The sequence below is a fragment of the Martelella alba genome, assembly GCF_005217455.1.
In the GTDB taxonomy this organism is placed as follows: domain Bacteria; phylum Pseudomonadota; class Gammaproteobacteria; order Enterobacterales; family Enterobacteriaceae; genus Acerihabitans.
In genome coordinates, this window is sequence record NZ_SZPQ01000019.1 from 1 (window position 1) to 22,550 (window position 22,550).

Consider the following 22,550-nt stretch of genomic DNA (forward strand, 5'->3'; position numbering starts at 1 on the left):
CTTTATTATCGAATTCGGTGACCGCCTGGACGGTCACTTCTGAGAAAAGGCACTTACACAAAATGGTGAACAGGCTCTAGATAGGTGTCCATATATGTTCGATATGTACATATCTGAGTGACATGGTTTATATAACCCGTACGCAAAGTTCCTCAAAAGCGTAACTTTCACTGCCAAATCTGCCTTTCATTTCGCGGTTAAGGCGGTCTTTTGCACCGCTCCAGTGGACCAGCTCATGCAGGCCAGTAGCATAGAAATTAGCCACATCGTTAAACAGATGGCGTTCCAACAGCCAGATTTCATCCGTGGCGGACATGAAGAACGCATTCTGCCCCTTCTCGATGATTTTCGCACCTCTGCGGCGGAAAAGCGCTTCTGCCTGCGATAACATGTCAAAGGAGGCAACAGGTGCTTCTTCTCCGGTTACCCCCTCTGTGGCCAGACCGTCAATCTGGTCAAGATTAAATACCGTGAAGGTTTTCAGCATCGGAATATGTTCTGTTTCACCTTCGTCGTTTTCTTTCTCCAGCGTGGTGTAGAAAATGGCTTTTGTCCCGCGTTCTCCCTTACGTACCAGACCGCCAGCGGTCTGACTTTGTTTATATGTCATCCCCGTGAATTACTGAATCCCAGTGGTGAGGCACTGCACCACAGCAGCATGATATTCATCCCGCTGTAGGCCACGCCGGTAGCGTAATTGGATGGCAGACCAGACACACCCGATACGCGCTGCCACGGGCAGGGCCACGGTTTTACATCCGCTTTAATCATTACACATTAAATAATAGCTCAGCCCATGCCCCAACCATAAAACACATAAGCCGTTGCAGGGACCCGTTCCCCGCAACGGATATTTCATTATTTCCTGACCGCGATGTAACCCATTCAGCAATGCATATGTCTTGACTGGCGAAGAGAAAATAGTTTTCCTTCTTACACTCTTTTTATCTCCATAGATGTATCGCTGACTTTCCGTCCCCACCAGTCCATCAGTTCAATACGCTGCGCCATGTAGGTTGAGCGGTTATATGCGGCACGGGTGGGGTTAGCATCAACATGCGCCAGCGCCGCTTCCACTACATCCGGTGGGAATCCGGCCTCGTTCAGCGTGGTGCTGCCCAACGCCCGGAACCCATGTGATACCAGTTCACCACCATATCCCATGCGCCACAGCGCCTTGTTGACCGTTTCACTATGCATAGGCTGGCAGCGCTTTACCCTGCCGGGAAACACAAATGGCGAATGCTTACTCAGGGGCTTAAGTTGTTCCAGAACGGCCATCGCCTGAGGAGACAACGGTACCTGATGTTCACGTTTCATCTTCATACGGGCTGCCGGGAGCGTCCAGAGCCGTTTCTCTGTATCAATCTCACACCACATGGCTCCGGCGGCCTCAGCAGGGCGTACAAGCGTCAGAAGCTGCCATAGCAGCAGCAGGCACGTCATCGGAGACAAGTTACTCGTATAAACCCGCAGCATCAGTTCCGGCAAACGTTCCGGGCGAATGGTTGGCATATGCTTCTTTCTGGGCTTAACAAACGCCTCATCAATGGTTGATGCCGGGTTGGCATCCAGCAGGCCGGTATTAATGGCGAATTTCATCACTTCGTTAATCCTCTGCGTCAGGCGGTGCAATGTTTCCAGTGCGCCACGCAGTCTTACTGGTTCCAGAGCGGCAATAAGCGTATGGGCTTTCAGCGCAGTTACCGGCGTCTGTCCGATAGTCGGAAACACGTCACGCTCCAGTGATTTCCATATATCATCTGCATAGTCGGCGGAGATTTTTGTTTTCTTCACGGCGAACCATCTTGTCGCCACGTTGATAAACAGACTATCCACCGCCAGCTTTTCACGCTCTGTCTCTTCCTGCTCCTGTTTTTTCGGGTCAATGCCTTTTACCAGCAGGGTAAGGTGTTCGGCATGCAGCGTCCGGGCTCTGGCAAGCGACATGGCAGGGTAGTGTCCGAGGGTAATAGTGGTTCGGGCAGTCGAACCGGGACGTTTGTAGCGAAAACGCCAGATTTTTTTACCGTTGACTCTGACAAACAGGGTTAACCCCTGTCCATCGAACAGTTCGTAATCTTTATCAGCGGGTTTTGCCTTCTGGACTTCGGAGGCAGACAAAGGGCGGGTAAGCACAGCCATAAAATCACTCCTTATATATCAGGGGAAAATGACAGTGATGGAGCGGTGCAATATTCTATTTTCTGAAACGTATTTCAGCCCAAAACTCAAAATGGGCCTACAAGATTTCCACCTTCGGAGACATAGGCCCATTCATAGGCCCATTTGCTCCGGCTCCCCCGGTACCCGGAAGGGCGCATACAGACGAAAAAAAACCGTATCCTGTTGACAGTGATACGGTTTTCTTACTTCCCCGGACTTCATAAGATGCCCCAGGAATGTATGTTGGTGGGTCGTGCAGGATTCGAACCTGCGACCAATTGATTAAAAGTCAACTGCTCTACCGACTGAGCTAACGACCCATCCTATTCCGGCTGTTGCCTGCCACGGGAGGACAATGCTTTCCCTTGGCAACGGCGGCATATATTACTAATTAATTTCGTCTACGCAACCAAAATTTCCGGTCAGGCGGTGCGACTGCCTGTTCTTCGAGCACTCAGGCCTTATCCAACACCATTGGCGCGCGATAAGGCCTAAGTTATTTAAAGAGAAGCCAGACGTTTTTGGGATTGCTTGGCGGCATCGGTACTGGGGTAAAGCTTAATCACCTGCTGGTAAACGGCTTTGGCTTTATCGCTTTGCCCTTTTTCCTGCATTATCACCCCGACTTTGTACAGCGCTTCGGAACTCTTCGGCGATTTAGGATAATTTTTCACAACATAGGCGAAGTAATATGCCGCATCATCCTTCTTACCCTTGTTGTAATTCAACTGCCCCAGCCAATAGTTGGCGTTGGGCTGGTACGTCGAGTCCGGATAACGTTTGACAAAGTTTTGAAAAGCGACAATGGCCTGATCGTATTGTTTCTTTTCGAGCACCAACGAAACTGCGGCGTTATAATCGGTATTGGCGTCGCCTGTGGCGGCACCGACCCCCGCTGTCTGCCCGGCATTATCATTACCTGCGGAGGCTCCGCCAACCGGCGCCGCGCCTTGCTGCTGGCCGCCCTGCTGCTGGCTCGCCGAATTTTGTCCCTGGCTGCTCAGGCTATCCATCTGTTGATAAAGTTGTTTCTGGCGTTCGACAACCTGCGATAATTGATATTGATTTTCCTGGATTTGCCCACGCAGGGAATCGATATCGCGCTGATTATCCGCCATCTGCTGCTGTAGCTGGGTTAATAGTTGGGCGTGAGCGTTGGTGATGCGCTCAAGCTGCGTGACCCGGTCTTCCACCGAGCCGGAACCGACATTACTGATTGGCGCCTGGGCGGTAGCGGCCCAGGGGGCCGCTACGCCAACCAGCAACGACAGACCGAGGAGTTTGCGTCTGAAGTTACCGCTCATGCAATTCTCTTAGTATACCAGCACGGCGCGACGGTTCTTGGCCCATGCTGCTTCGTTATGGCCCAGAACCGCCGGTTTTTCTTTACCGTAAGATACGATAGAGATCTGATCGGCGGAAACGCCGCGGCCCTGGAGATACATCTTCACGGCATTGGCACGGCGTTCACCCAAGGCGATGTTGTATTCCGGCGTACCGCGTTCGTCCGCATGACCTTCAACAGTCACTTTATAAGACGGATTGTTGCGCAGGAAGTTGGCATGCGCATCCAGCATCTGAGCGAATTCAGGACGGATATCGTATTTATCCAGATCGAAATAGACGATATTGTTCCGTTGCAGTTCCTGCATTTGCAGGCGAGCCTGTTCAGGCGAAGAGCCGTTAGCGGCGCCATTTTCCATACCAGTGCCAGCGCCCATGGAGGTATCAGCACCATTGTTAGCGCTTTTGTGGGAACTACACGCGGCGACAGCCAGCACTGGCAAAGCCAACATCAGCCCTTTTAGCACTTTGTTCAGTTGCATCTCATTTTCCTTTTATAGTTTGCCATACACATTTACACATGCATCACAGATACGGCGACCAGGCAGGGAATTTCACCTGTCCATCGGTCGCCGGAAGACGCGCTTTGAAACGCCCATCAGTCGAGACCAGCTGTAACACGGACCCCAGTCCCTGGGTGGAACTGTAGATAACCATCGTACCGTTGGGAGCCAGGCTTGGCGTCTCGTCCAGCAACGAGGACGTCAATACCTGCACCGCCCCCGTCGTCAGATCCTGTTTCGCGATATGCTGAGCGCCGCTGCCGTCGGTGCTGACCATGACCAGGAATTTCCCGTCAGCGCTCATGTCCGCATCCTGATTCTGGGCGCCTTCCCAGGTCAGACGCTGCGGGCTACCGCCGTTAATATTGATTTTGTACAACTGCGGACGGCCGCCCTGGTCGGAAGTGTACGCCAGGGTTTGACTGTCGGGATACCAGGTGGGTTCCGTGTTATTGCTGCGGCTGTCGGTCACCTGGTGAATCTGGCCGGAAGCCAAATCCATATAATACAGATTCAGGCTGCCGGTCTTCGACAGAGCGAAGGCCAGTTTGGTGCCGTCGGGGGAAAACGCCGGCGCGCCATTATGTCTTGGGAAGCTGGCGATCGGCCGGATGTTGCTGTTGGCCAGGGTCTGCATCACCAAGGCGGAGCGGCCGCTTTCAAAGGTCACATAGGCCAGCTTGCTGCCGTCCGGCGACCAGGCCGGCGACATCAGCGGCTCCTGCGAGCGATGGACCACGAATTGGTTATAACCGTCATAATCCGCCACGCGCAACTCATACGGATATTGCCCGCCGTTCTGCTGCACCACATAGGCGATACGGGTACGGAAGGCGCCCTTGATGCCGGTCAGTTTCTGGAACGTTTCGTCGCTGACGGTATGGGCGGCGTAACGCAGCCATTGTTTGGTGATTTTATACTGGTTTTGGGCCAGCACCGCGCCGGGATTACCCGAGGTATCCACCAGTTGGTAGCTGACGACATAACTGCCGTCCGCGGAAGGCTGAATCTGACCGACCACCACCGAGTCGATGCCGAGCGCGGTCCAGGCCGCCGGCGTGACTTCAGACGCGGTTGTGGGCTGCTGTGGCATGCGGGCCACGTCGATAGGATTGAATTTACCGCTGTTACGCAAATCCGCCGCGACGATGGCGCCGATATCGGCCGGGGCCTCGCCAGGCCCAACCCACTTGAACGGCACCACGCCGATGGGTTTTGCCGAATCCACGCCCTGGGTAATTTCTATTCTGACTTCCGCATGAAGTATGGTTGCCCATAAAAACAGTAAACTTAGCGCTACTCGCAATGCCTGCTTCATTTTATCTCCCATACCGACGCATACGCCTCGATAATTTAGCAGAATTTTAACCAAATCGTTTAAACATAACTACAGAAGCCCGGTAGTCAACATAGTCTAAATCTTAAAGGATTACTCCTTCATTTAGACTTCTTTACCCATCAGTCCGGTTTAAAATCAAGTGGTGCATTTTTGAATATTTCATATATCGCCTCGCTGGGCGGTTTGGGTATCTTGGCGGACCTCGCCGCCGATACCGCCGCCTGGCACAACGCCGGATCGCCGCCCTCGGAGCTAACGGAAATCACCATGCCGTCTGGGGCCAGTTTCAAGCGTAATGTACAGGTTTTGCCCGCGTAGGACGGATCGGTATAAAATTTCTGCTCAATGGCCGCTTTCACCTGCCCTAAATAATTATTGATTTCAGCGCCGGTGGCCCCGCTCTGCTTACTACTGCCGACGCCGGCCGGCCTGCTGCCGCTGTGAGTCGGGCCACCGCCTGTCTTCGGCGCATTTTTGGCGTCAGTAAGGCCGCCTAACAGATTATCGACCTCACTCGTCTGCTTGGCCGCTGCCGCCGCCGCGGCTTTCTTGGCGGCGGCGGCTTTTTCCTTGGCCTCTTTGGCCGCCTGGGCGGCGGCCTTCTGCTGGGCCGCTTTCTCCGCCGCGGCTTGTTCAGCCGCTGCCTTGGCCTCCTGAGCGGCTTTTTCTTTCGCGGCTTGCTCCGCCTTGGCCTGGGCGGCGGCGGCTTCAGCCTGTTTCTTGGCCGCTGCCGCGGCGGCGGCTTGCTTGGCCGCCTCCGCCTGCGCCTGTTTTTTGGCCTCTGCGGCGGCTTTCGCCTGCGCCGCGGCTTCCGCCTTGGCCTGTGCCGCCGCCGCCTCCGCCTGCTTCTGCTGCTCCTGGGCCTGCTTAATGGCGGCCTCAGCCTGCTGCTTTTGCAGTTCCGCTTGTTTTTGCTGCTCGGTCTGCTGTTCTTTCTGTTGCTCCGCCGCTTGCTGCGCGGCCAGACGTTCTTTTTCCAAATCCTTTAAGCGCTGCTGTTCCGCAGCCTGCTTTTGCTGCAACTCCTCTGCCTGTTGCTGCGCCTGTTTATCACGCAATTGGGCCGCGCGCCGCGCATCGGTTTGCTGCTGCTGTTGTCGATTGTACTGCTGCACCACGGCACCGGGATCGACCATGACCGCGTCGATGGACGAGCCGCCGCCTCCGCCGCCGCTGCTATCGAAATCCTCATGATACGAACTCCAGATCAGTAAGCCGACCAGGATAATATGCAGGACAATCGAAATAATAATGGCGCGTTTGAGCTTGTCGTTCTGTTCGGTTGCCTTTAACACAGTCGATTCCCAAAAACAGATTTGCCAGTGAGATCGCGTTTCATCCGCAGACCGTCAGATAGGCTGCGTCATCAGGCCCACCGACTTCACGCCGGCCTGATGCAGGAGATTCAACGCCTTGATAATTTCGTCATAAGGCACGTCTTTGGCGCCGCCTATCAGAAATATCGTTTTGGGATTGGCCGTTAAACGGGCCTGCGCCTCGGCAACCACCTGCTCCGGCGGCAGTTGCTCCATACGGTTGTGATCCACCACCAGACTGTACTGGCCGACGCCCGACACTTCAATGATGACCGGCGGATTATCGTCGCTGCTGACCGTTTTTGAATCCGTCGCATCCGGCAGATCCACCTCGACGCTTTGCGTGATAATCGGCGCCGTGGCCATGAAAATCAACACCAGCACCAGCAGGACGTCCAGCAGCGGGACAATGTTGATTTCCGACTTCAGTTCTCTGCGACCACGTCTACGGGCCATATTCTACCTCCCTCCTACTTGGCGCTATCGCTGGCGAAAGCTTGGCGATGCAGGATGGCGATGAACTCTTCGGTAAAGTTGTCGTAATTCTGTTCCAGTTTATTGACCCGCTGACTCAGCCGGTTGAAGGCCATGACCGCGGGAATGGCGGCGAACAGGCCAATGGCGGTCGCGATTAACGCCTCCGCGATGCCGGGCGCCACCATCTGCAGCGTGGCCTGTTTCACCGCACCCAGGCCGATGAAGGCGTGCATAATGCCCCATACGGTACCGAACAAGCCAATATAGGGACTGATCGACCCGACGGTGCCAAGAAAAGGGATATGGGTTTCCAACGCTTCCAGTTCGCGGTTCATGGAGATGCGCATAGCGCGCGACGCGCCTTCGACCACGGCTTCCGGCGCATGGCTGTTGGCCCGGTGCAGACGGGCGAACTCCTTGAATCCGGAGTAGAAAATCTGTTCGGTACCGGTCAGGGCGTCGCGACGGGTCTGGCTTTCCTGATACAGCCGGGACAATTCAATACCGGACCAGAACTTGTCCTCAAATGCTTCGGCTTCACGGCTCGCCGAGTTGAGAATGCGCGTCCGCTGGATGATGATTGCCCAGGATGCTATGGAAAAGCATATCAAAATCAACATGATCAGTTTAACCAGAAAGCTCGCTTTCAGGAACAGATCAACTATGTTCATGTCAGTCACTGCTTGAACTCCGCGACAATAGACTTGGGAAGCGCGATGGGCTTCATTTGATAAGGATCGATGCAGGCAATCAGGACATCCGCTCGGCTGAGCGCCTGTCCATCGGCATTAAGGATGCGTTGTGCAAAAGTCAAGGAAGCGCCGCGCATTGAAACGATCTCGCTTTCCACGAGCAACAAATCGTCCAGACGCGCTGAAGCGAGATAGTCCACCGTCATCCGCCTTACCACGAATGCGATATTTTCGCTAAGCAAGGCGTGCTGGTGAAAATTATGCTGGCGCAGCATCTCGGTACGGGCCCTTTCATAAAAAACCACGTAACGGGCGTGATAAACCACGCCTCCGGCGTCGGTGTCCTCATAATAGACCCGCACCGGCCATTGGAATAACGAGTTATTCACGGTAAATCCCGGCAACGCAATACGACGGTGCTTACTATACGCAAGACCGATCACGTTTGGAATAAAATCCCTTTGCCAGATGAAAATATTTATGTTTTACCCGTCATACGGCCCATCGTCTCTTTAATATCGTATCCGGACGGCAAAGCCGCTGTCGCTTGTCGTTGCGACAGAACGCGGATCACTGCTTTTCCCTCGTCCGATTGGGCGGGGTTAAGGGCATTGACCAAGGCGCCTGCCCGGCGGAACCCAAACAGCGCTTGGACGTGAAAGAGGCAGAACGGGCAGGCTGGGCCCGCCCGCTAGGCTTATTTATCGAAACGCGTGGATAAGCGCCGCCGCCATTACCAGCAACGCCAAAGACGGTAAAAACAATAATCGCCAGATTGCTGTGCGGGGACGAAAACCGCTGCCATGAATGACCCCGGCGCAAACCGACCAAACGATAAGTATCGCGAACCAGCCATTGGCCGGGCCGGCAATGACATTAAACCGCGCCGGCTGCCATAAAACGCAGCCGGCCAGTACCAGCGCCAGAATAAGTGAAAGAGCCCGCAGCGGGCTCTTGTCGGTCAACTGGTATAGCCGGTCGATAACGATTTTTATCACTGAGATGTTTTCTCCGCCTGGCTGTTTTCATATTGTTCCAGCGCCAGCGCGGTAATGATCCCGAAGGAACAGGCAAGAAGCGTACCGAGGATCCAAGCAAAATACCACATGTTTCAGCTCCTTACTTAATACAGGCTATGAGTGTTCTGTTCAATATGTTCTTTGGTGATGCGGCCGAACATTTTGTAGTAACACCAGGCGGTATACAACAGCACGATAGGCACGAACACCACGGCCACCAGCGTCATGACCCGGAGGGTCAACAGGCTTGAGGTGGCATCCCAGATGGTCAGGCTGGCGTTGGGCATGGTTTCCGACGGCATAATGAACGGAAACAGCGTGATGCCGGCAGTCAGGATGACGCAGGCGCTGGTCAGCGACGCGAAAACGAATGCCCAGGCGCTCTTATTTATGCGACTGCAAACGAACGTCAGCAGTGGCAACACGACGCCCAGCGCCGGCACAATCCACAACAGCGGGTGTTGATGATACTTCACCATCCAGGCTCCCGCCTGACGCGCCACTTCCTTATTAAGCGGATTAGACACGGCGTTGGTGTCGATAGCCGATGTAATGGCGTAGCCGTCAATGCCATATACCAGCCAGATGCCGGCCAGCAAAAACGTCACGAGCGTCAGCAGACTGGTCAGTTTGGTCAGGCCGCGCGAACGCACCAGCAAATCGCCGTTGGTGCGCATTTGCAAATAGGCGCCGCCCACGGTCAGGAACATGCACAGGCTGACGATACCCGCCAACAGGCCGAAGGGGTTAAGCAGCCCGAAGAATGTGCCGGTGTAGTTCAGGCGCAAATATTCGTCCACTTCAAAGGGCACCCCTTGCAATAAATTGCCGAATGCGACGCCGATGACCACCGGCGGAATAAAACTGCCGGCAAACAGGCCCCAATCCCAGACATTGCGCCAGCGGGGATCTTCGATTTTGGCACGGTATTCCAGACCGACCGGCCGGAAAAACAGCGAGGCCAACACCAGAATCATGGCGATGTAAAAACCGGAAAACGCGGCGGCATACACCATGGGCCAGGCGGCGAACAACGCGCCGCCGGCGGTGATGAGCCACACTTGATTGCCTTCCCAGTGCGGAGCGAACGAATTAATCATAATCCGCCGCTCGATCTCGTTGCGGCCAAGAAAACGCACCAGCATGCCGACGCCCATATCAAAACCGTCGGCGACGGCGAAGCCTATCAGCAGCACGCCGATCAGCACCCACCAGATTACGCGTAATACTTCATAGTCAAACATGGTATAGGCTCCCGTCTCAATGTGCCTGCTGCACGGCCAGCGCCGGCTGTTCAAAATGATAGCGACCGGTTTTCAGACTGCTCGGTCCCAGACGCGCATACTTGAACATCAGATACATTTCCGCCACCAGGAACAAGGTATACAACCCGCAAATAAGCCCCATGGACAAGAGGATATCACCCGACGTCAGCGTGGAATTGGCGGCGGCGGTGGGCAATATTTCCCCGATGGCCCAAGGCTGACGGCCATATTCGGCGACGAACCAGCCGGCCTCCACCGCTATCCAGGGTAAGGGAATGCCATACAGCGCCGCCCGGTGCAGCCAGCGTTTCTGGCCTATGCGATTGCGAATGACGGACCAGAAGGACAACGCGATGATGACCAGCATAAGCACGCCGCAAAGCACCATAATACGGAACGAGAAATACAGCGGCGCCACGCGGGGTATGGAATCGCGGGTCGCGCTCTGGATCTGTTCTTCAGTGGCGTTGGCCGGGTTGTCGGTATAACGTTTGAGCAGAAGACCGTAGCCCAGGTCTTGTTTGACCTGATTAAACTGGCTGAGCACTGACGGAGCGGCATTGCCCTGACGCAACTCCTGCAGTAACGCATAAGCCTTCATGCCGTTGCGGATACGGATCTGATGCTGCGCCATGAGTTCTTTGATACCGGTCACCGGGCGGTCTATGGAGCGGGTCGCGATAATGCCGAGCGCATAAGGGATCTGGATGGAGAAATTATTCCGCTCATTGGCCTGATCGGGGATGCCGAACAGCGTGAATGCGGCCGGCGGCGGTTGGGTTTCCCATTCCGCTTCAATAGCGGCCAGTTTGGTTTTCTGCACATCGCCCATTTCATAACCGGATTCGTCGCCCAGCACGATGACCGACAGCACCGCCGCCATGCCGAATGCCGCCGCGATGGCGTAGGAACGCTTGGCGAAGGCGAAGTCGCGCTTTTTCAGCAAGTAGTAGGAACTGATGCCCAGAACGAACATCGCGCCGGTGCAATAGCCCGCGGCCACGGTATGCACGAATTTCACCTGCGCCACGGGATTGAGTACCAGATCGGCGAAACTGACCATTTCCATACGCATGGTCTGGTAATTGAAAGCCGAAGCGACGGGATTTTGCATCCAGCCATTCGCCACCAGTATCCATAGCGCGGAAAGATTGGAACCCAGGGCAACCATCCATGTGACCGCCAAATGCTGGCTCCTGCCGAGACGATCCCAGCCGAAGAAAAACAGGCCGACAAAGGTGGATTCGAGGAAGAAGGCCATGAGCCCCTCAATGGCCAGGGGGGCGCCAAAAATGTCGCCTACATAATGGGAAAAATAGGACCAGTTGGTTCCGAATTGGAATTCCATGGTCAGACCAGTAGCTACGCCCAGAGCAAAATTGATACCGAACAATTTGCCCCAGAATTTGGTCATGTCTTTGTAAACTTGTTTACCGCTCAGGACATATACCGTTTCCATGATGGCCAGCAAAAACGACAATCCCAGCGTTAGCGGCACAAACAGGAAGTGGTACATGGCTGTTAAGGCAAACTGCAACCGTGACAGTTCGACGACATCAAACATATTGACTCCTTGCTCATCGCGGAATGGCTCCCACGTGCGGTAATCAGGTGCTTCGGCATATCGAGGCCACGCAACAATCCGCAGTGAATAATGACAAGTTGATACTCGTCATACTTCACGTTGCTTCTTGGTTGGCGGCGTTCGCTCGCTTTTCGCCGCGATGCAACTTGAATTATTTAGAGTATGTAATTTTCCCGACCCTCGGTTTACCCGGCATAACACCCGCGCCAGAGCATCAAAACGGGAAATCGGGAACGGTTTTATTAAAACGGGACGCTCAAGATTTTTACAATCCACATAGTACCCCTCAATTTCCTCAGGATAAATAACTTTTTTCGTGACCCCGCTCGGGAAATGACATCCCGATCAAAACCCGCTTGGCGCGGGCCACGCCGGAATATTGAGATAGCGCAAATTATGGCGATATCATTACCAGACGCCAATCAAAATTCATTGATTTAAAGCAATATTTTGCGAGTGGTGTTAAATTTTCTTTTCTAATTAACCAATAATGAACGTGATGTTAAAAATCTGTAATTAATAATCACCTAACGCACTAACATTTGAAAAATACCTTTGGTACGTTTCCCTTTCCACCCGGTATTATTTATAAAGGTTATCGCACCATTGTTATTGTCTATCCAGGTTGTCGGCAGATGTATTAAATGTAGTATCAATTTACTCTAAATGTTACAGAAATATTATTATAGACAAAAAAACCACCCGCAGGTGGTTTTTTCCTCGTCATACCTCATGTTGCCTCTTGGTTGGCGGCGCCCGCTCCCTTGCCGCCGCGCTGCAACTTGGCGTATTTAGAGTAGTGATGACCGATTTCGCCTGGGACAACGGCGGATATTCACGGCAGCAATGTTTTCAGCGCCTCGCCTATCTCGGCCAGACTGCGGACGGTTTTCACCCCCGCCGCCTCAAGCGCCGCGAATTTCTCATCAGCGGTGCCTTTGCCGCCGGCGATGATCGCCCCGGCATGGCCCATCCGTTTACCTTTAGGCGCGGTAACTCCGGCGATATAGCCCACCATGGGCTTGGTCACGTGATCCTTGATATAGGCCGCCGCCTCTTCCTCGGCGCTGCCGCCGATTTCACCTATCATGACAATGGCTTCGGTTTGCGGGTCTTGTTCAAAAAGTTTCAGAATATCGATGAAACTGGATCCCGGAATGGGATCGCCGCCGATACCGACGCAACTGGACTGGCCCAGGCCGGTATCGGTGGTTTGTTTTACCGCTTCATAGGTTAAGGTGCCGGAGCGGGAAACGATGCCGACCCGGCCGGGCTTGTGGATATGACCCGGCATAATGCCGATTTTGCATTCCCCCGGCGTGATAACGCCTGGACAGTTCGGGCCTATCATACGCGTGCCGCTCTGTTCCAATTTGGCCTTGACCACCAGCATATCCAAGGTTGGAATACCCTCGGTGATGCAGATGACCAGTTCGATGCCGGCGTCGACGGCCTCCAGAATGGAATCTTTGCAAAATGGCGCCGGTACGTAGATGACCGACGCGGTGGCGCCGGTTTTCTCCACCGCTTCGCGCACGGTATTAAACACCGGCAGCCCCAAATGCTCGGTCCCGCCCTTGCCCGGCGTTACGCCCCCCACCAGTTTGGTGCCGTAGGCCAGCGCTTGTTCGGAATGGAAGGTTCCCTGGCTACCGGTGAAGCCCTGGCAGATGACTTTGGTGTTTTTATCAATCAAAATGGACATTATTTTCCCTCCGCGGCGGCGACGGCCTGTTGAGCCGCATCTGTCAGACTGGCGGCGGCGATGATGTTCAGGCCGCTGTCGGCCAGGGTTTTGGTGCCCAGCTCGGCATTATTGCCTTCAAGACGCACGACAACCGGTACATTGACGCCGACTTCCGCCACCGCGCCGATAATCCCCTCGGCAATTAAATCGCAGCGGACGATACCGCCGAAAATATTCACCAATACCGCTTTGACGTTTTCATCGGACAAAATAATTTTAAACGCTTCCGTAACCCGCTCTTTGGTCGCGCCGCCGCCGACATCGAGAAAGTTGGCCGGCGCGCCGCCATGCAACTTGACGATATCCATGGTACCCATCGCCAAACCGGCGCCGTTCACCATGCAGCCGATATTGCCATCCAGGGCCACATAGTTTAATTCCCATTGCGCGGCATGCGCTTCGCGGGGGTCTTCCTGGCTCGGATCGCGCATTTCGCGCAATTCCGGTTGACGGAACAAGGCATTGCCATCCGCCGCCAGCTTGCCGTCCAGGCACACCAGATCACCGGCTTTGGTCACCACCAGCGGATTGATTTCCACCAGCGCCAGGTCACGCTCCAGGAACAATGTGGCCAGGCCCATGAAAATTTTGGTGAACTGGCTGATTTGCTTACCGGACAAACCCAATTTAAAGGCCAGTTCCCGGCCCTGGAACGGTTGCGGTCCGGTTAACGGATCCAGCGCGACTTTGTGGATAAGATGGGGAGTTTCGGCGGCGACTTTCTCTATTTCCACACCACCCTCGGTGGACGCCATGAACACCACGCGGCGCGAACCACGATCCACCACCGCGCCCAGATAAAGTTCCTTGCCGATATCCGTGGCGGATTCCACCAAAATTTGGTTGACCGGTTGCCCAGTGGCATCGGTCTGGTAGGTTACCAGGCGTTTGCCCAGCCAGTTTTCGGCGAAAGCGCGGATGTCTTCTTTGCTGTTAACCACTTTCACGCCGCCTGATTTACCGCGACCGCCCGCGTGGACCTGGCATTTCACCACCCAGGGACCGGCGCCGATTTTCGAGGCGGATTCCTCGGCCTCTCTCGGCGTCGTGCAGGCATACCCCGTGGGGGCAGGCAGACCATACCGAGCAAACAGCTGTTTTGCCTGATATTCGTGTAAATTCATGATGTTAATCCATCTTTGTCTGGGAATGTCAGCGGCAGGGTACGACCAGCCACCATGAAAGCGTACTGCCCGGGGGCAAAAACGGATACGGTGTCACGCCGTATCCGTCGGCGACTAAACATCCAGCAGCAAACGGGCCGGATCTTCGAGCATGTCTTTGATGGTCACCAGGAAGCTGACCGATTCCTTGCCGTCAATCAAACGGTGATCATAGGACAAGGCCAGATACATCATTGGCAAAATCACCACCTGGCCGTTTATCGCCATCGGCCGATCTTTGATGGCATGCATGCCCAGAATGGCGCTCTGCGGCGGATTAATGATAGGCGTCGACATCAGCGAACCGAACACCCCGCCATTGGTGATGGTGAAATTGCCGCCGGTGAGTTCTTCCACCTTGAGCTTGCCATCGCGACCTTTGACCGCCAGTTCCTTGATGCTTTTTTCTATGTCGGCCATGCCCAGGGCGTCGACATCATGCATCACCGGCGTAACCAGCCCCCGCGGAGTGGAAACCGCGATGCTGATATCGAAATAATTATGATAAACCACGTCATCGCCGTCGATGGAGGCGTTAACTTCCGGAAAGCGTTTAAGGGCTTCCACCACGGCTTTTAAGTAAAACGACATAAACCCGAGGCGAACGCCATGGCGTTTTTCAAACGCTTCGCCATACTGTTTGCGCAGATCCATGATCGGTTGCATGTTGACCTCATTAAAGGTAGTCAGCATGGCGGTACTGTTTTTGGCCTCAAGCAACCGTTCGGCGACCCGCTTGCGCAGCCGGGTCATCGGCACGCGTTTTTCGCCGCGCAGCCCGGGGGACGACAAGACGGCCGGCGCGGCGGCGGTCTCGGCCGGCGCCGGTTCGCTCTTCGGCGCGGCTGTCTTTCGCGCCAGATGTTTTTCCACGTCTTCACGGGTGATGCGACCGCCCACGCCGCTGCCTTTGATTTCATCGGCGTTAAGGTCATGCTCGGCGATCAGGCGGCGGATGGCGGGACTTAGCGCTTCGTTGCTTTCATCCTCCAGTCCGGCGGTATAACGCTGCGCCGGCGTGGATTCCTTGCTGCGGTTTTTTTCCGTGGTTTCCTCGCCGGTGCTGTCGCCGGGACGCAAGCGGCCCAGCACCTGCCGCGCGGTGACGGTGGCGCCCTCGTCCTCCAGCAGGGAATCGAGCACCCCCGCCTCGGGCGCGGGCACTTCCAACACCACTTTATCGGTTTCGATTTCCACCAATACCTCGTCACGCTGGACGCTGTCGCCGGGTTTTTTGTGCCAGGCGGCGACTGTGGCATCGGCAACCGACTCGGGAAGATCAGGAACCAAAATATCTACGCTACTCATTATCTATCCTTATTTTCAATTAACGTTCAGCGCGTCATTCACCAGTTGTTTCTGCTGAGCCTGGTGCACGGACAAATACCCGACGGCCGGCGATGCCGAAGCCGGGCGTCCCGCGTAACGTAGCGATGCCCCGAAAGCGATGACTTCCCGGAAATGATGCTGGCTGCAATACCAGGCGCCCTGATTGAGCGGTTCTTCCTGGCACCAGACAAAATCCCGCACATGGGAAAAAGGTTTTAGCACATCCTGTACCGCCTGGTGCGGGAACGGATACAACTGTTCAATCCGCACGATGGCCACATCCTGCTGGCCGTTTTTGCGCCGTTGTTCCAGTAAATCATAGTAAACCTTGCCGGAGCACATCACGACGCGTTTGACATGCTGGGGATCCAATGTATCCACTTCGCCGATGGCCGGCTGGAAAACGCCCTCCGCCAACTCTTCCAGCGAGGAAACCGCCAACGGGTGGCGCAATAACGATTTGGGCGACATGACAATCAGCGGCCGGCGCATGCCGCGTAGCGCCTGACGGCGCAGCATATGGTAAACCTGCGCCGGCGTGGAGGGAATGCAGACCTGCATATTCTGCTCGGCGCACAGTTGCAGGTAACGCTCCAGCCGCGCCGATGAATGCTCCGGCCCCTGGCCTTCGTAGCCGTGGGGCAACAGCATCACCAGGCCGCACATCCGGCCCCATTTCTGCTCGCCGGAGCTGATGAACTGATCGATGACCACCTGGGCGCCGTTGGCGAAATCGCCAAACTGGGCTTCCCAGATGGTTAGCGTGCGGGGTTCGGCGGTGGCGTAACCGTATTCGAACGCCAGCACCGCTTCCTCGGACAACACCGAATCCCATACCCGGAACGTGCCCTGGCCGTTATGGACATGCGCCAGGGGGGTGTAGCTGGAACCGTTTTTCTGGTTATGCACCACCGCATGGCGATGGAAGAACGTGCCGCGCGCGGTATCTTCGCCGGATAGCCGGATGGGAATGCCGTTGTCCACCAGCGTGGCATACGCCAGCGTTTCGGCGCCGCCCCAATCAAAGGCTTTTTCACCGGCGGCCATGGCGGCGCGATCGGCATAGATTTTGGCTACCCGGGGCTGCATTTCCAGCCCTTCGGGAATTTCGCTGATTCGCCGGGCCAATTCCTGCAACCGTTTAATATCCACCTTGCCGGGATAGGGTTCGTCCCAGTCATGATTGAGATAAGGCGACCAGGTAAAAGAATGCATATTCATCGGTCGCCATTCGGCGACCACGCACTCGCCGCGGTCCAGGGCGTCACGATAAAGGTTGACCATTTCCGTGGCGTCTTCCAACGTGGCGAGACCGTCATGCTCCAGGCGGTCGGCGTAAATTTTGCGAGGGGTCGGGTGTTTTTTGATTTTCTGATACATCAGCGGCTGTGTCGCACTGGGCTCATCGGCTTCATTATGACCGTGCCGGCGATAACACACCAGATCGATCATGACATCGCGCTTGAAAGTATTGCGAAAATCCAGGGCCACCCGGGTCACAAAAGCCACCGCTTCCGGATCGTCGGCGTTGACGTGGAATATCGGCGACTGGACCATTTTGGCGATATCGGTGCAATATTGCGTGGAGCGGGCGTCGCGGGGATTGGAGGTGGTAAACCCCACCTGGTTGTTGACCACGACCCGCACCGTACCGCCCACATCGTAACCACGCGCCTTGGACATATTCAGGGTTTCCTGCACCACCCCTTGTCCGCTGATGGCCGCGTCGCCGTGCAACGTGATCGGCAAGACCAGATTGCTGTTGCTGTTTTGTTCGCCAAGCCTGTCGATGCGGGCGCGAACCGAGCCGGCCACGACCGGAGAAACGATTTCCAGATGGGAAGGGTTGAAAGCCAGCGCCAGATGGACCACGCCGCCTTCAGTGTCGACATCGGAGGAGAAACCCTGGTGGTATTTGACATCGCCGGTGCCAAGGTGCTCTTTGTGCTTGCCGGAAAATTCGTCGAACAAATCCTGCGGTTTCTTGCCAAGCACATTGATAAGCACATTCAGGCGACCGCGGTGGGCCATGCCCAGCACCACTTCTCGAGTGCCGTTGCGTCCCGAATACCGCACCATCTCCTTGAGCATGGGGATCAACGCATCGCCCCCTTCCAGGGAGAACCGTTTGGCGCCGGGGAACTTGGCGCCCAGGTAGCGTTCGATGCCCTCGGCGGCGGTCAGTTCGCTGAGAAACCGTTTTTTCTCCGTCGCGCTGAAACTGGGCTGGCCCATTACCGATTCGATGCGTTGCTGAATCCAGCGCTTTTCCTCGGTGCTGGTGATATGCATGTACTCGGCGCCGATGGAGCCGCAGTAAGTCTGTTTAAGCGCTTCGTACAGATCGCCCAGTTTCATGGTTTCCCTGCCAATGGCGAAGGAACCCACGTTAAAGGTTTCCTGGAAATCCGCTTCCGTCAGATTATGGAAGGCCGGATTCAGATCAGGCACGGTTTCTTGTTTCCACAGGCCCAGAGGGTCCAGATTGGCATGCTGATGGCCGCGGAAACGGAATGCGTTGATCAATTGCAGGACTTTCACCTGCTTGGAATCCATGTCCGGGTCGTTCACCGAAGGGGCGAAATATCGGGCGTCTTTCGCCAGGCGTCGAAAATATTCCCGGGTTTTGGAGTGAAGTTGGTCGGGACTGACTCCCGCGGTAGGTAGCTGTTTGAATATTTTGCCCCAGCTATCGTCAACCGAGTCAGGATCCGTTAAAAAATCTTCATAGAGCTGCTCTATGTAGGACTGGTTCGCCCCCGCCAGGTAGGAGGAATCCAGCCAGGCCTTCATTGCGCCGTTCTGCATCATGATCCCTTAAGCTATTTCGCTTCAGTTTTCGCCGTGGTTATCGTCAATTCCGGATAACGTCTTTGCGGTTCAACCGGTGAATCACTTAGCCTCTGTCGGGTAAATAATCCTACCGAAGGAACCTTTGAAAAACGGCGGTCGGGATGTTTATCCGATAACCGCTTTTCAAAGGCTTCCTGTCCTGTCCAACACACCACCCCGGGGATGGACCGGCCGGAATTCCGGCCCGCCGGCGCGGCGAATTGGCGACGGCAGGGAATCCCGCCGCCAATCGACCGTTTTTCAGGCGCCGCGCTGAACGAGCATGCTCTTGATATGTCCTATCGCTTTGGTCGGGTTCAAACCCTTGGGGCAAACGTTGACACAGTTCATGATGCTATGGCAGCGAAATACGCTGAACGCATCGTTTAAATCATCCAGCCGCGCGGCCCGTTCGGTATCGCGACTGTCGATAAGGAAGCGATAAGACGCCAGCAATCCGGCCGGACCGATGAATTTATCCGGATTCCACCAGAAAGACGGGCATGAGGTGGAACAGCAGGCGCACAGAATACATTCATACAGGCCGTCCAGTTTGGCCCGTTCGGCCGGGCTCTGCAAATGCTCTCGCGCCGGCGGATTGCGTCCGTTGTTTAATAGATAGGGCTTGATTTTTTCGTATTGGGCATAGAATTGCCCCATATCCACCACCAGATCGCGCACTACCGGCAAGCCGGGCAACGGCCGAATGACGATTTTATTGTTGCCCTTGCGCAAGGCGGACAGCGGCGTTATGCACGCCAAGCCATTCTTGCCGTTGATATTCATACCATCGGAGCCGCACACGCCCTCGCGGCAGGAGCGCCGGAAGGAGAGCGTCGGATCCTGCTCCTTTAGTTGGATGAGGGCGTCCAGCAGCATCATGTCGTGGCCTTCTTCAAGCGCCAGTTGGTAATCCTGCATGCGCGGCTTATCATCCACATCGGGATTATAGCGATAAACAGAAAATTCGACTTTCATTACGTAATGTCCTCCGCCCTCAGTAGGTCCGCACTTTCGGCGGAAATGCCGGGCGCAATGTCGGCTGCATGTTCACCTCGCGCCGGGTCATGGTGTCGCTGGTAGGCATATACAGGGAATGGCACAGCCAATGGGCATCGTCGCGATCGGGAAAATCGAATCGGCTGTGGGCGCCGCGGCTTTCGGTACGGTAATTGGCGGCCATGGCGGTGGCGTAGGCGGTTTCCATCAGGTTGTCCAATTCGAGACACTCCACCCGCTGGGTATTGAACTCGGCGGACGTATCATCCAGGCGGGCATGGCGCAGCCGTTCACGGATTTCCTTTAGCTCGGCCAGCCCCTTGGCCATGGCGTCGCCCTCCCGGAACACTGAAAAATTGTTCTGCATACAGGCTTGCAGCGCCTTGCGGATGACGACCGGATCCTCGCCGCTGCGATTATCGTTCCAGCGATGGTAACGCGCCAGGGCGGCGTCGATATCATCCTGGACGGCGTCGCGCAACGCCCCCTGTTCAGCCAGGGACTCTTGCAGATGCACCCCGGCGGAACGGCCGAAGACCACCAGATCCAGCAACGAATTGCCGCCAAGGCGATTGGCGCCGTGCACCGATACGCAGGCGATTTCACCGACGGCGAACAGGCCGGGAACCACGGTGTCACGCCCTTGCGCATCAAGGGTCAGCGCCTGGCCGGTAACTTTGGTGGGAATACCGCCCATCATGTAATGGCAGGTGGGGATGACCGGAATCGGCTCCTTGATCGGGTCGGCATGAGCGAATGTGCGCGACAATTCCAGAATACCCGGCAAACGGGATTCCAGCACGTCTTTGCCAAGATGATCCAGCTTCAGTTTCACATGCGGCCCAAGGGGGCCGTCGCAGCCGCGCCCCTCGCGGATTTCAATCATGATAGAGCGCGCCACCACATCGCGGCCGGCGAGGTCCTTGGCGTTGGGGGCGTAGCGCTCCATAAACCGCTCGCCATGCTTGTTCAGCAGATAGCCCCCTTCTCCCCGGCACCCCTCGGTGACCAGCACGCCGGCGCCGGCGATGCCGGTGGGATGAAACTGCCACATCTCCATATCCTGCACGGGAACGCCGGCCCGCAGAGCCATGCCGACGCCGTCCCCGGTATTGATATGGGCGTTGGTGGTGGACTGGTAGATGCGCCCGGCGCCGCCGGTGGCCAGGATGGTGGCTTTGGCCTTGAAATAAACCACTTCGCCGGTTTCGATGCACAGCGCGGTGCATCCCACAATGGCGCCGTCCTGGTTTTTAACCAGATCCAACGAATACCATTCGGAAAAGACGGTGGTGTGATTTTTCAGGTTTTGCTGATACAGGGTATGCAGCAAAGCATGCCCCGTACGGTCGGCGGCGGCGGCGGTACGCGCCGCCTGCTCGCCGCCGTAATTCTTGGACTGGCCGCCGAAGGGCCGCTGATAAATGCGTCCGTCGTCCAGCCGGGAAAACGGCAAACCCATGTGCTCCAGTTCCAAGATGGCCTCCGGACCGGTTTTGCACATGTATTCAATGGCATTCTGATCACCAATATAATCCGATCCTTTCACGGTATCGTACATATGCCATTGCCAATCGTCCTCATGGGAGTTGCCCAGCGCGACGGTAATGCCGCCCTGGGCTGATACGGTATGGGAACGGGTCGGAAATACTTTGGAAACCAGGGCGCAGGACAAGCCCATCTGGGAAATCTGCAACGCGGCGCGCATACCCGCGCCCCCCGCGCCGATAACCACGGCATCGAATTCTCTCACCGGCAATTTCATTTAGGCACCCCACACCACGACTGTTCCATAAAGTAAATACACCATAAGCACAACCACAACGGCCAGCTGCAATAGCAGGCGCAGCGACAGCGACTTGATGTAATCCGTCAATACCTGCCACATGCCGATCCAGGTATGCACCAGCACCGAAAACAGGGTCAGCAGAGTGAAGACTTTGGTCATGGGTAAAGTGAAAAATCCACGCCATACCGCATAGGTCAAGGTATCGGCAAACAGCACGAAACCCAGCATGTAAATGATATAAAGGCAGATGACGATGGCGGAAGCCCGAACCAATAGCCACTCATGAACGCCATTGCGTCCCAGTGCCGAAGCATTGCTTACCATACGAGTACTCCCGCCAGAATAGAAAGGACGACAGTGATCACAAATGTAACATTTGCCGTCAATTTACCCATGGCAAACGTCTCATCCAAATAGCCGAAATCCATTAGCATGTGACGTATGCCGCCCACCGCATGATAGGCGAGAGCGGTCAGGATTCCCCATAGGACGAATTTGATGACGGCACTGTCCATCAGCGCGGCCGCCTGACTGAAGCCTTCGGCGGAGGAGAGGGATAGGCCGAGAATCCATAGCAGTATGCCGACGGACACGAACATGATGACACCGGTGACACGGTGGAGAATAGAGGCTATGGCAGTTACGGGAAACCGGATCGTTTGCAGATCCAAGTTGACAGGTCTTTGTTTTTTCACGGTTTTGCCCACACAGCTATTATAATTTTTTCCTTCCTCCGGTCCTGGCTGGGTCAGACAGCGTTAAAAGATTACCAAGACACGTCATGTGCTCAAAACCCGATCCCTTGTGCTTAAATGACGCGTTAAATAACGCTGGGTGCTCCTACTACAAGGACTCCGGAGACCTAGTCAGAGTATAGGGCTTTCACATTATGATTACAATTCCCCTACAATTTGTTTGGTAACATTTGGGTCAATTAGTGACCCAGATCACGATTTTTACATTTGGCTTATTTATGTATAATCAT

22 protein-coding genes and 1 tRNA gene are annotated in these 22,550 nt (G+C 55.4%); all 23 read right to left on the reverse strand.

Translation table 11 applies throughout. The features are described 5' to 3' along the window. Positions 1 to 127: 127 nt before the first annotated feature. Positions 128 to 610, reverse strand: a complete 483-nt coding sequence (locus FCN80_RS27245) for a zincin-like metallopeptidase domain-containing protein (protein WP_306767880.1) — start codon at positions 608 to 610, stop codon at positions 128 to 130. Further along, complete coding sequence (locus FCN80_RS27445) at positions 607 to 771, reverse strand: ArdC-like ssDNA-binding domain-containing protein (RefSeq protein ID WP_373880336.1); 165 nt, start codon at positions 769 to 771, stop codon at positions 607 to 609. The genes FCN80_RS27245 and FCN80_RS27445 overlap by 4 nt, the downstream gene beginning before the upstream one ends. A 162-nt stretch (positions 772 to 933) precedes the next feature. Then, complete coding sequence (locus FCN80_RS13615) at positions 934 to 2,145, reverse strand: integrase domain-containing protein (protein ID WP_136990709.1); 1,212 nt, start codon at positions 2,143 to 2,145, stop codon at positions 934 to 936. Positions 2,146 to 2,410: 265 nt separating this feature from the next. Next, positions 2,411 to 2,486: transfer RNA gene (locus FCN80_RS13620), tRNA-Lys, on the reverse strand. A gap of 180 nt (positions 2,487 to 2,666) precedes the next feature. Then, the gene (gene cpoB, locus FCN80_RS13625) at positions 2,667 to 3,470 is read right to left on the reverse strand and encodes a cell division protein CpoB (RefSeq protein WP_136990710.1); all 804 of its coding nucleotides are present in this window, start codon (positions 3,468 to 3,470) and stop codon (positions 2,667 to 2,669) included. Between the two features lie 9 nt (positions 3,471 to 3,479). Next, complete coding sequence (pal, locus tag FCN80_RS13630; RefSeq protein ID WP_136990711.1) at positions 3,480 to 3,992, reverse strand: peptidoglycan-associated lipoprotein Pal; 513 nt, start codon at positions 3,990 to 3,992, stop codon at positions 3,480 to 3,482. A gap of 43 nt (positions 3,993 to 4,035) precedes the next feature. Next, positions 4,036 to 5,331: a Tol-Pal system beta propeller repeat protein TolB gene (gene tolB / locus FCN80_RS13635; RefSeq protein WP_136990712.1), complete on the reverse strand. Its 1,296-nt coding sequence runs from the start codon at positions 5,329 to 5,331 to the stop codon at positions 4,036 to 4,038. Positions 5,332 to 5,471: 140 nt separating this feature from the next. Beyond that, positions 5,472 to 6,647 (reverse strand): cell envelope integrity protein TolA, encoded by a 1,176-nt coding sequence (gene tolA, locus FCN80_RS13640; protein ID WP_136990713.1) that lies wholly within the window; start codon positions 6,645 to 6,647, stop codon positions 5,472 to 5,474. A gap of 54 nt (positions 6,648 to 6,701) precedes the next feature. After that, a complete protein-coding gene (tolR, locus tag FCN80_RS13645; protein WP_136990714.1) occupies positions 6,702 to 7,124 on the reverse strand; it encodes a colicin uptake protein TolR in 423 nt (140 codons plus the stop codon). A gap of 14 nt (positions 7,125 to 7,138) precedes the next feature. Continuing rightward, positions 7,139 to 7,816 (reverse strand): Tol-Pal system protein TolQ, encoded by a 678-nt coding sequence (gene tolQ / locus FCN80_RS13650; protein WP_230492666.1) that lies wholly within the window; start codon positions 7,814 to 7,816, stop codon positions 7,139 to 7,141. 5 nt (positions 7,817 to 7,821) lie between these two features. Beyond that, positions 7,822 to 8,226 carry a tol-pal system-associated acyl-CoA thioesterase gene (ybgC, locus tag FCN80_RS13655; protein WP_136990716.1) on the reverse strand — a complete coding sequence of 135 codons (405 nt, stop codon included), beginning with the start codon at positions 8,224 to 8,226 and terminating at the stop codon, positions 7,822 to 7,824. Between the two features lie 312 nt (positions 8,227 to 8,538). Beyond that, positions 8,539 to 8,835 carry a cyd operon protein YbgE gene (ybgE, locus tag FCN80_RS13660; protein ID WP_170975392.1) on the reverse strand — a complete coding sequence of 99 codons (297 nt, stop codon included), beginning with the start codon at positions 8,833 to 8,835 and terminating at the stop codon, positions 8,539 to 8,541. Further along, positions 8,832 to 8,945: a cytochrome bd-I oxidase subunit CydX gene (gene cydX / locus FCN80_RS13665; protein ID WP_136990717.1), complete on the reverse strand. Its 114-nt coding sequence runs from the start codon at positions 8,943 to 8,945 to the stop codon at positions 8,832 to 8,834. Before cydX ends, ybgE begins: the two co-directional genes overlap by 4 nt. Positions 8,946 to 8,960: 15 nt before the next feature. Further along, complete coding sequence (gene cydB, locus FCN80_RS13670; protein WP_136990718.1) at positions 8,961 to 10,100, reverse strand: cytochrome d ubiquinol oxidase subunit II; 1,140 nt, start codon at positions 10,098 to 10,100, stop codon at positions 8,961 to 8,963. 16 nt (positions 10,101 to 10,116) lie between these two features. Then, the gene (gene cydA, locus FCN80_RS13675; RefSeq protein ID WP_136990719.1) at positions 10,117 to 11,685 is read right to left on the reverse strand and encodes a cytochrome ubiquinol oxidase subunit I; all 1,569 of its coding nucleotides are present in this window, start codon (positions 11,683 to 11,685) and stop codon (positions 10,117 to 10,119) included. 856 nt (positions 11,686 to 12,541) lie between these two features. Further along, positions 12,542 to 13,411, reverse strand: a complete 870-nt coding sequence (gene sucD, locus FCN80_RS13680) for a succinate--CoA ligase subunit alpha (protein WP_136990720.1) — start codon at positions 13,409 to 13,411, stop codon at positions 12,542 to 12,544. Continuing rightward, complete coding sequence (gene sucC / locus FCN80_RS13685) at positions 13,411 to 14,577, reverse strand: ADP-forming succinate--CoA ligase subunit beta (RefSeq protein WP_136990721.1); 1,167 nt, start codon at positions 14,575 to 14,577, stop codon at positions 13,411 to 13,413. The genes sucD and sucC overlap by 1 nt, the downstream gene beginning before the upstream one ends. Positions 14,578 to 14,691: 114 nt before the next feature. Then, positions 14,692 to 15,924 (reverse strand): 2-oxoglutarate dehydrogenase complex dihydrolipoyllysine-residue succinyltransferase, encoded by a 1,233-nt coding sequence (gene odhB / locus FCN80_RS13690; protein WP_136990722.1) that lies wholly within the window; start codon positions 15,922 to 15,924, stop codon positions 14,692 to 14,694. Between the two features lie 15 nt (positions 15,925 to 15,939). Next, the gene (gene sucA, locus FCN80_RS13695) at positions 15,940 to 18,756 is read right to left on the reverse strand and encodes a 2-oxoglutarate dehydrogenase E1 component (RefSeq protein ID WP_230492667.1); all 2,817 of its coding nucleotides are present in this window, start codon (positions 18,754 to 18,756) and stop codon (positions 15,940 to 15,942) included. Between the two features lie 282 nt (positions 18,757 to 19,038). Beyond that, positions 19,039 to 19,755 carry a succinate dehydrogenase iron-sulfur subunit gene (locus FCN80_RS13700; RefSeq protein WP_136990724.1) on the reverse strand — a complete coding sequence of 239 codons (717 nt, stop codon included), beginning with the start codon at positions 19,753 to 19,755 and terminating at the stop codon, positions 19,039 to 19,041. A 19-nt stretch (positions 19,756 to 19,774) separates the two neighbouring features. Then, positions 19,775 to 21,541: a succinate dehydrogenase flavoprotein subunit gene (gene sdhA, locus FCN80_RS13705; RefSeq protein ID WP_136990725.1), complete on the reverse strand. Its 1,767-nt coding sequence runs from the start codon at positions 21,539 to 21,541 to the stop codon at positions 19,775 to 19,777. Then, positions 21,542 to 21,889: a succinate dehydrogenase membrane anchor subunit gene (sdhD, locus tag FCN80_RS13710; RefSeq protein ID WP_136990726.1), complete on the reverse strand. Its 348-nt coding sequence runs from the start codon at positions 21,887 to 21,889 to the stop codon at positions 21,542 to 21,544. Continuing rightward, positions 21,883 to 22,272 carry a succinate dehydrogenase cytochrome b556 subunit gene (gene sdhC, locus FCN80_RS13715; protein ID WP_136990727.1) on the reverse strand — a complete coding sequence of 130 codons (390 nt, stop codon included), beginning with the start codon at positions 22,270 to 22,272 and terminating at the stop codon, positions 21,883 to 21,885. The genes sdhD and sdhC overlap by 7 nt, the downstream gene beginning before the upstream one ends. Positions 22,273 to 22,550 lie beyond the last annotated feature (278 nt).

What these genes read in the sequence shown, in the direction of transcription:
- FCN80_RS27245 (WP_306767880.1), bottom strand. Translation starts at nt 610, where the DNA reads ATGACATATAAACAAAGTCAGACCGCTGGCGGTCTGGTACGTAAGGGA.
- FCN80_RS27445 (WP_373880336.1), bottom strand. Translation starts at nt 771, where the DNA reads ATGATTAAAGCGGATGTAAAACCGTGGCCCTGCCCGTGGCAGCGCGTA.
- FCN80_RS13615 (WP_136990709.1), bottom strand. Translation starts at nt 2,145, where the DNA reads ATGGCTGTGCTTACCCGCCCTTTGTCTGCCTCCGAAGTCCAGAAGGCA.
- cpoB (WP_136990710.1), bottom strand. Translation starts at nt 3,470, where the DNA reads ATGAGCGGTAACTTCAGACGCAAACTCCTCGGTCTGTCGTTGCTGGTT.
- pal (WP_136990711.1), bottom strand. Translation starts at nt 3,992, where the DNA reads ATGCAACTGAACAAAGTGCTAAAAGGGCTGATGTTGGCTTTGCCAGTG.
- tolB (WP_136990712.1), bottom strand. Translation starts at nt 5,331, where the DNA reads ATGAAGCAGGCATTGCGAGTAGCGCTAAGTTTACTGTTTTTATGGGCA.
- tolR (WP_136990714.1), bottom strand. Translation starts at nt 7,124, where the DNA reads ATGGCCCGTAGACGTGGTCGCAGAGAACTGAAGTCGGAAATCAACATT.
- tolQ (WP_230492666.1), bottom strand. Translation starts at nt 7,816, where the DNA reads ATGAACATAGTTGATCTGTTCCTGAAAGCGAGCTTTCTGGTTAAACTG.
- cydX (WP_136990717.1), bottom strand. Translation starts at nt 8,945, where the DNA reads ATGTGGTATTTTGCTTGGATCCTCGGTACGCTTCTTGCCTGTTCCTTC.
- cydB (WP_136990718.1), bottom strand. Translation starts at nt 10,100, where the DNA reads ATGTTTGACTATGAAGTATTACGCGTAATCTGGTGGGTGCTGATCGGC.
- cydA (WP_136990719.1), bottom strand. Translation starts at nt 11,685, where the DNA reads ATGTTTGATGTCGTCGAACTGTCACGGTTGCAGTTTGCCTTAACAGCC.
- sucD (WP_136990720.1), bottom strand. Translation starts at nt 13,411, where the DNA reads ATGTCCATTTTGATTGATAAAAACACCAAAGTCATCTGCCAGGGCTTC.
- sucC (WP_136990721.1), bottom strand. Translation starts at nt 14,577, where the DNA reads ATGAATTTACACGAATATCAGGCAAAACAGCTGTTTGCTCGGTATGGT.
- odhB (WP_136990722.1), bottom strand. Translation starts at nt 15,924, where the DNA reads ATGAGTAGCGTAGATATTTTGGTTCCTGATCTTCCCGAGTCGGTTGCC.
- sucA (WP_230492667.1), bottom strand. Translation starts at nt 18,756, where the DNA reads ATGATGCAGAACGGCGCAATGAAGGCCTGGCTGGATTCCTCCTACCTG.
- FCN80_RS13700 (WP_136990724.1), bottom strand. Translation starts at nt 19,755, where the DNA reads ATGAAAGTCGAATTTTCTGTTTATCGCTATAATCCCGATGTGGATGAT.
- sdhA (WP_136990725.1), bottom strand. Translation starts at nt 21,541, where the DNA reads ATGAAATTGCCGGTGAGAGAATTCGATGCCGTGGTTATCGGCGCGGGG.
- sdhD (WP_136990726.1), bottom strand. Translation starts at nt 21,889, where the DNA reads ATGGTAAGCAATGCTTCGGCACTGGGACGCAATGGCGTTCATGAGTGG.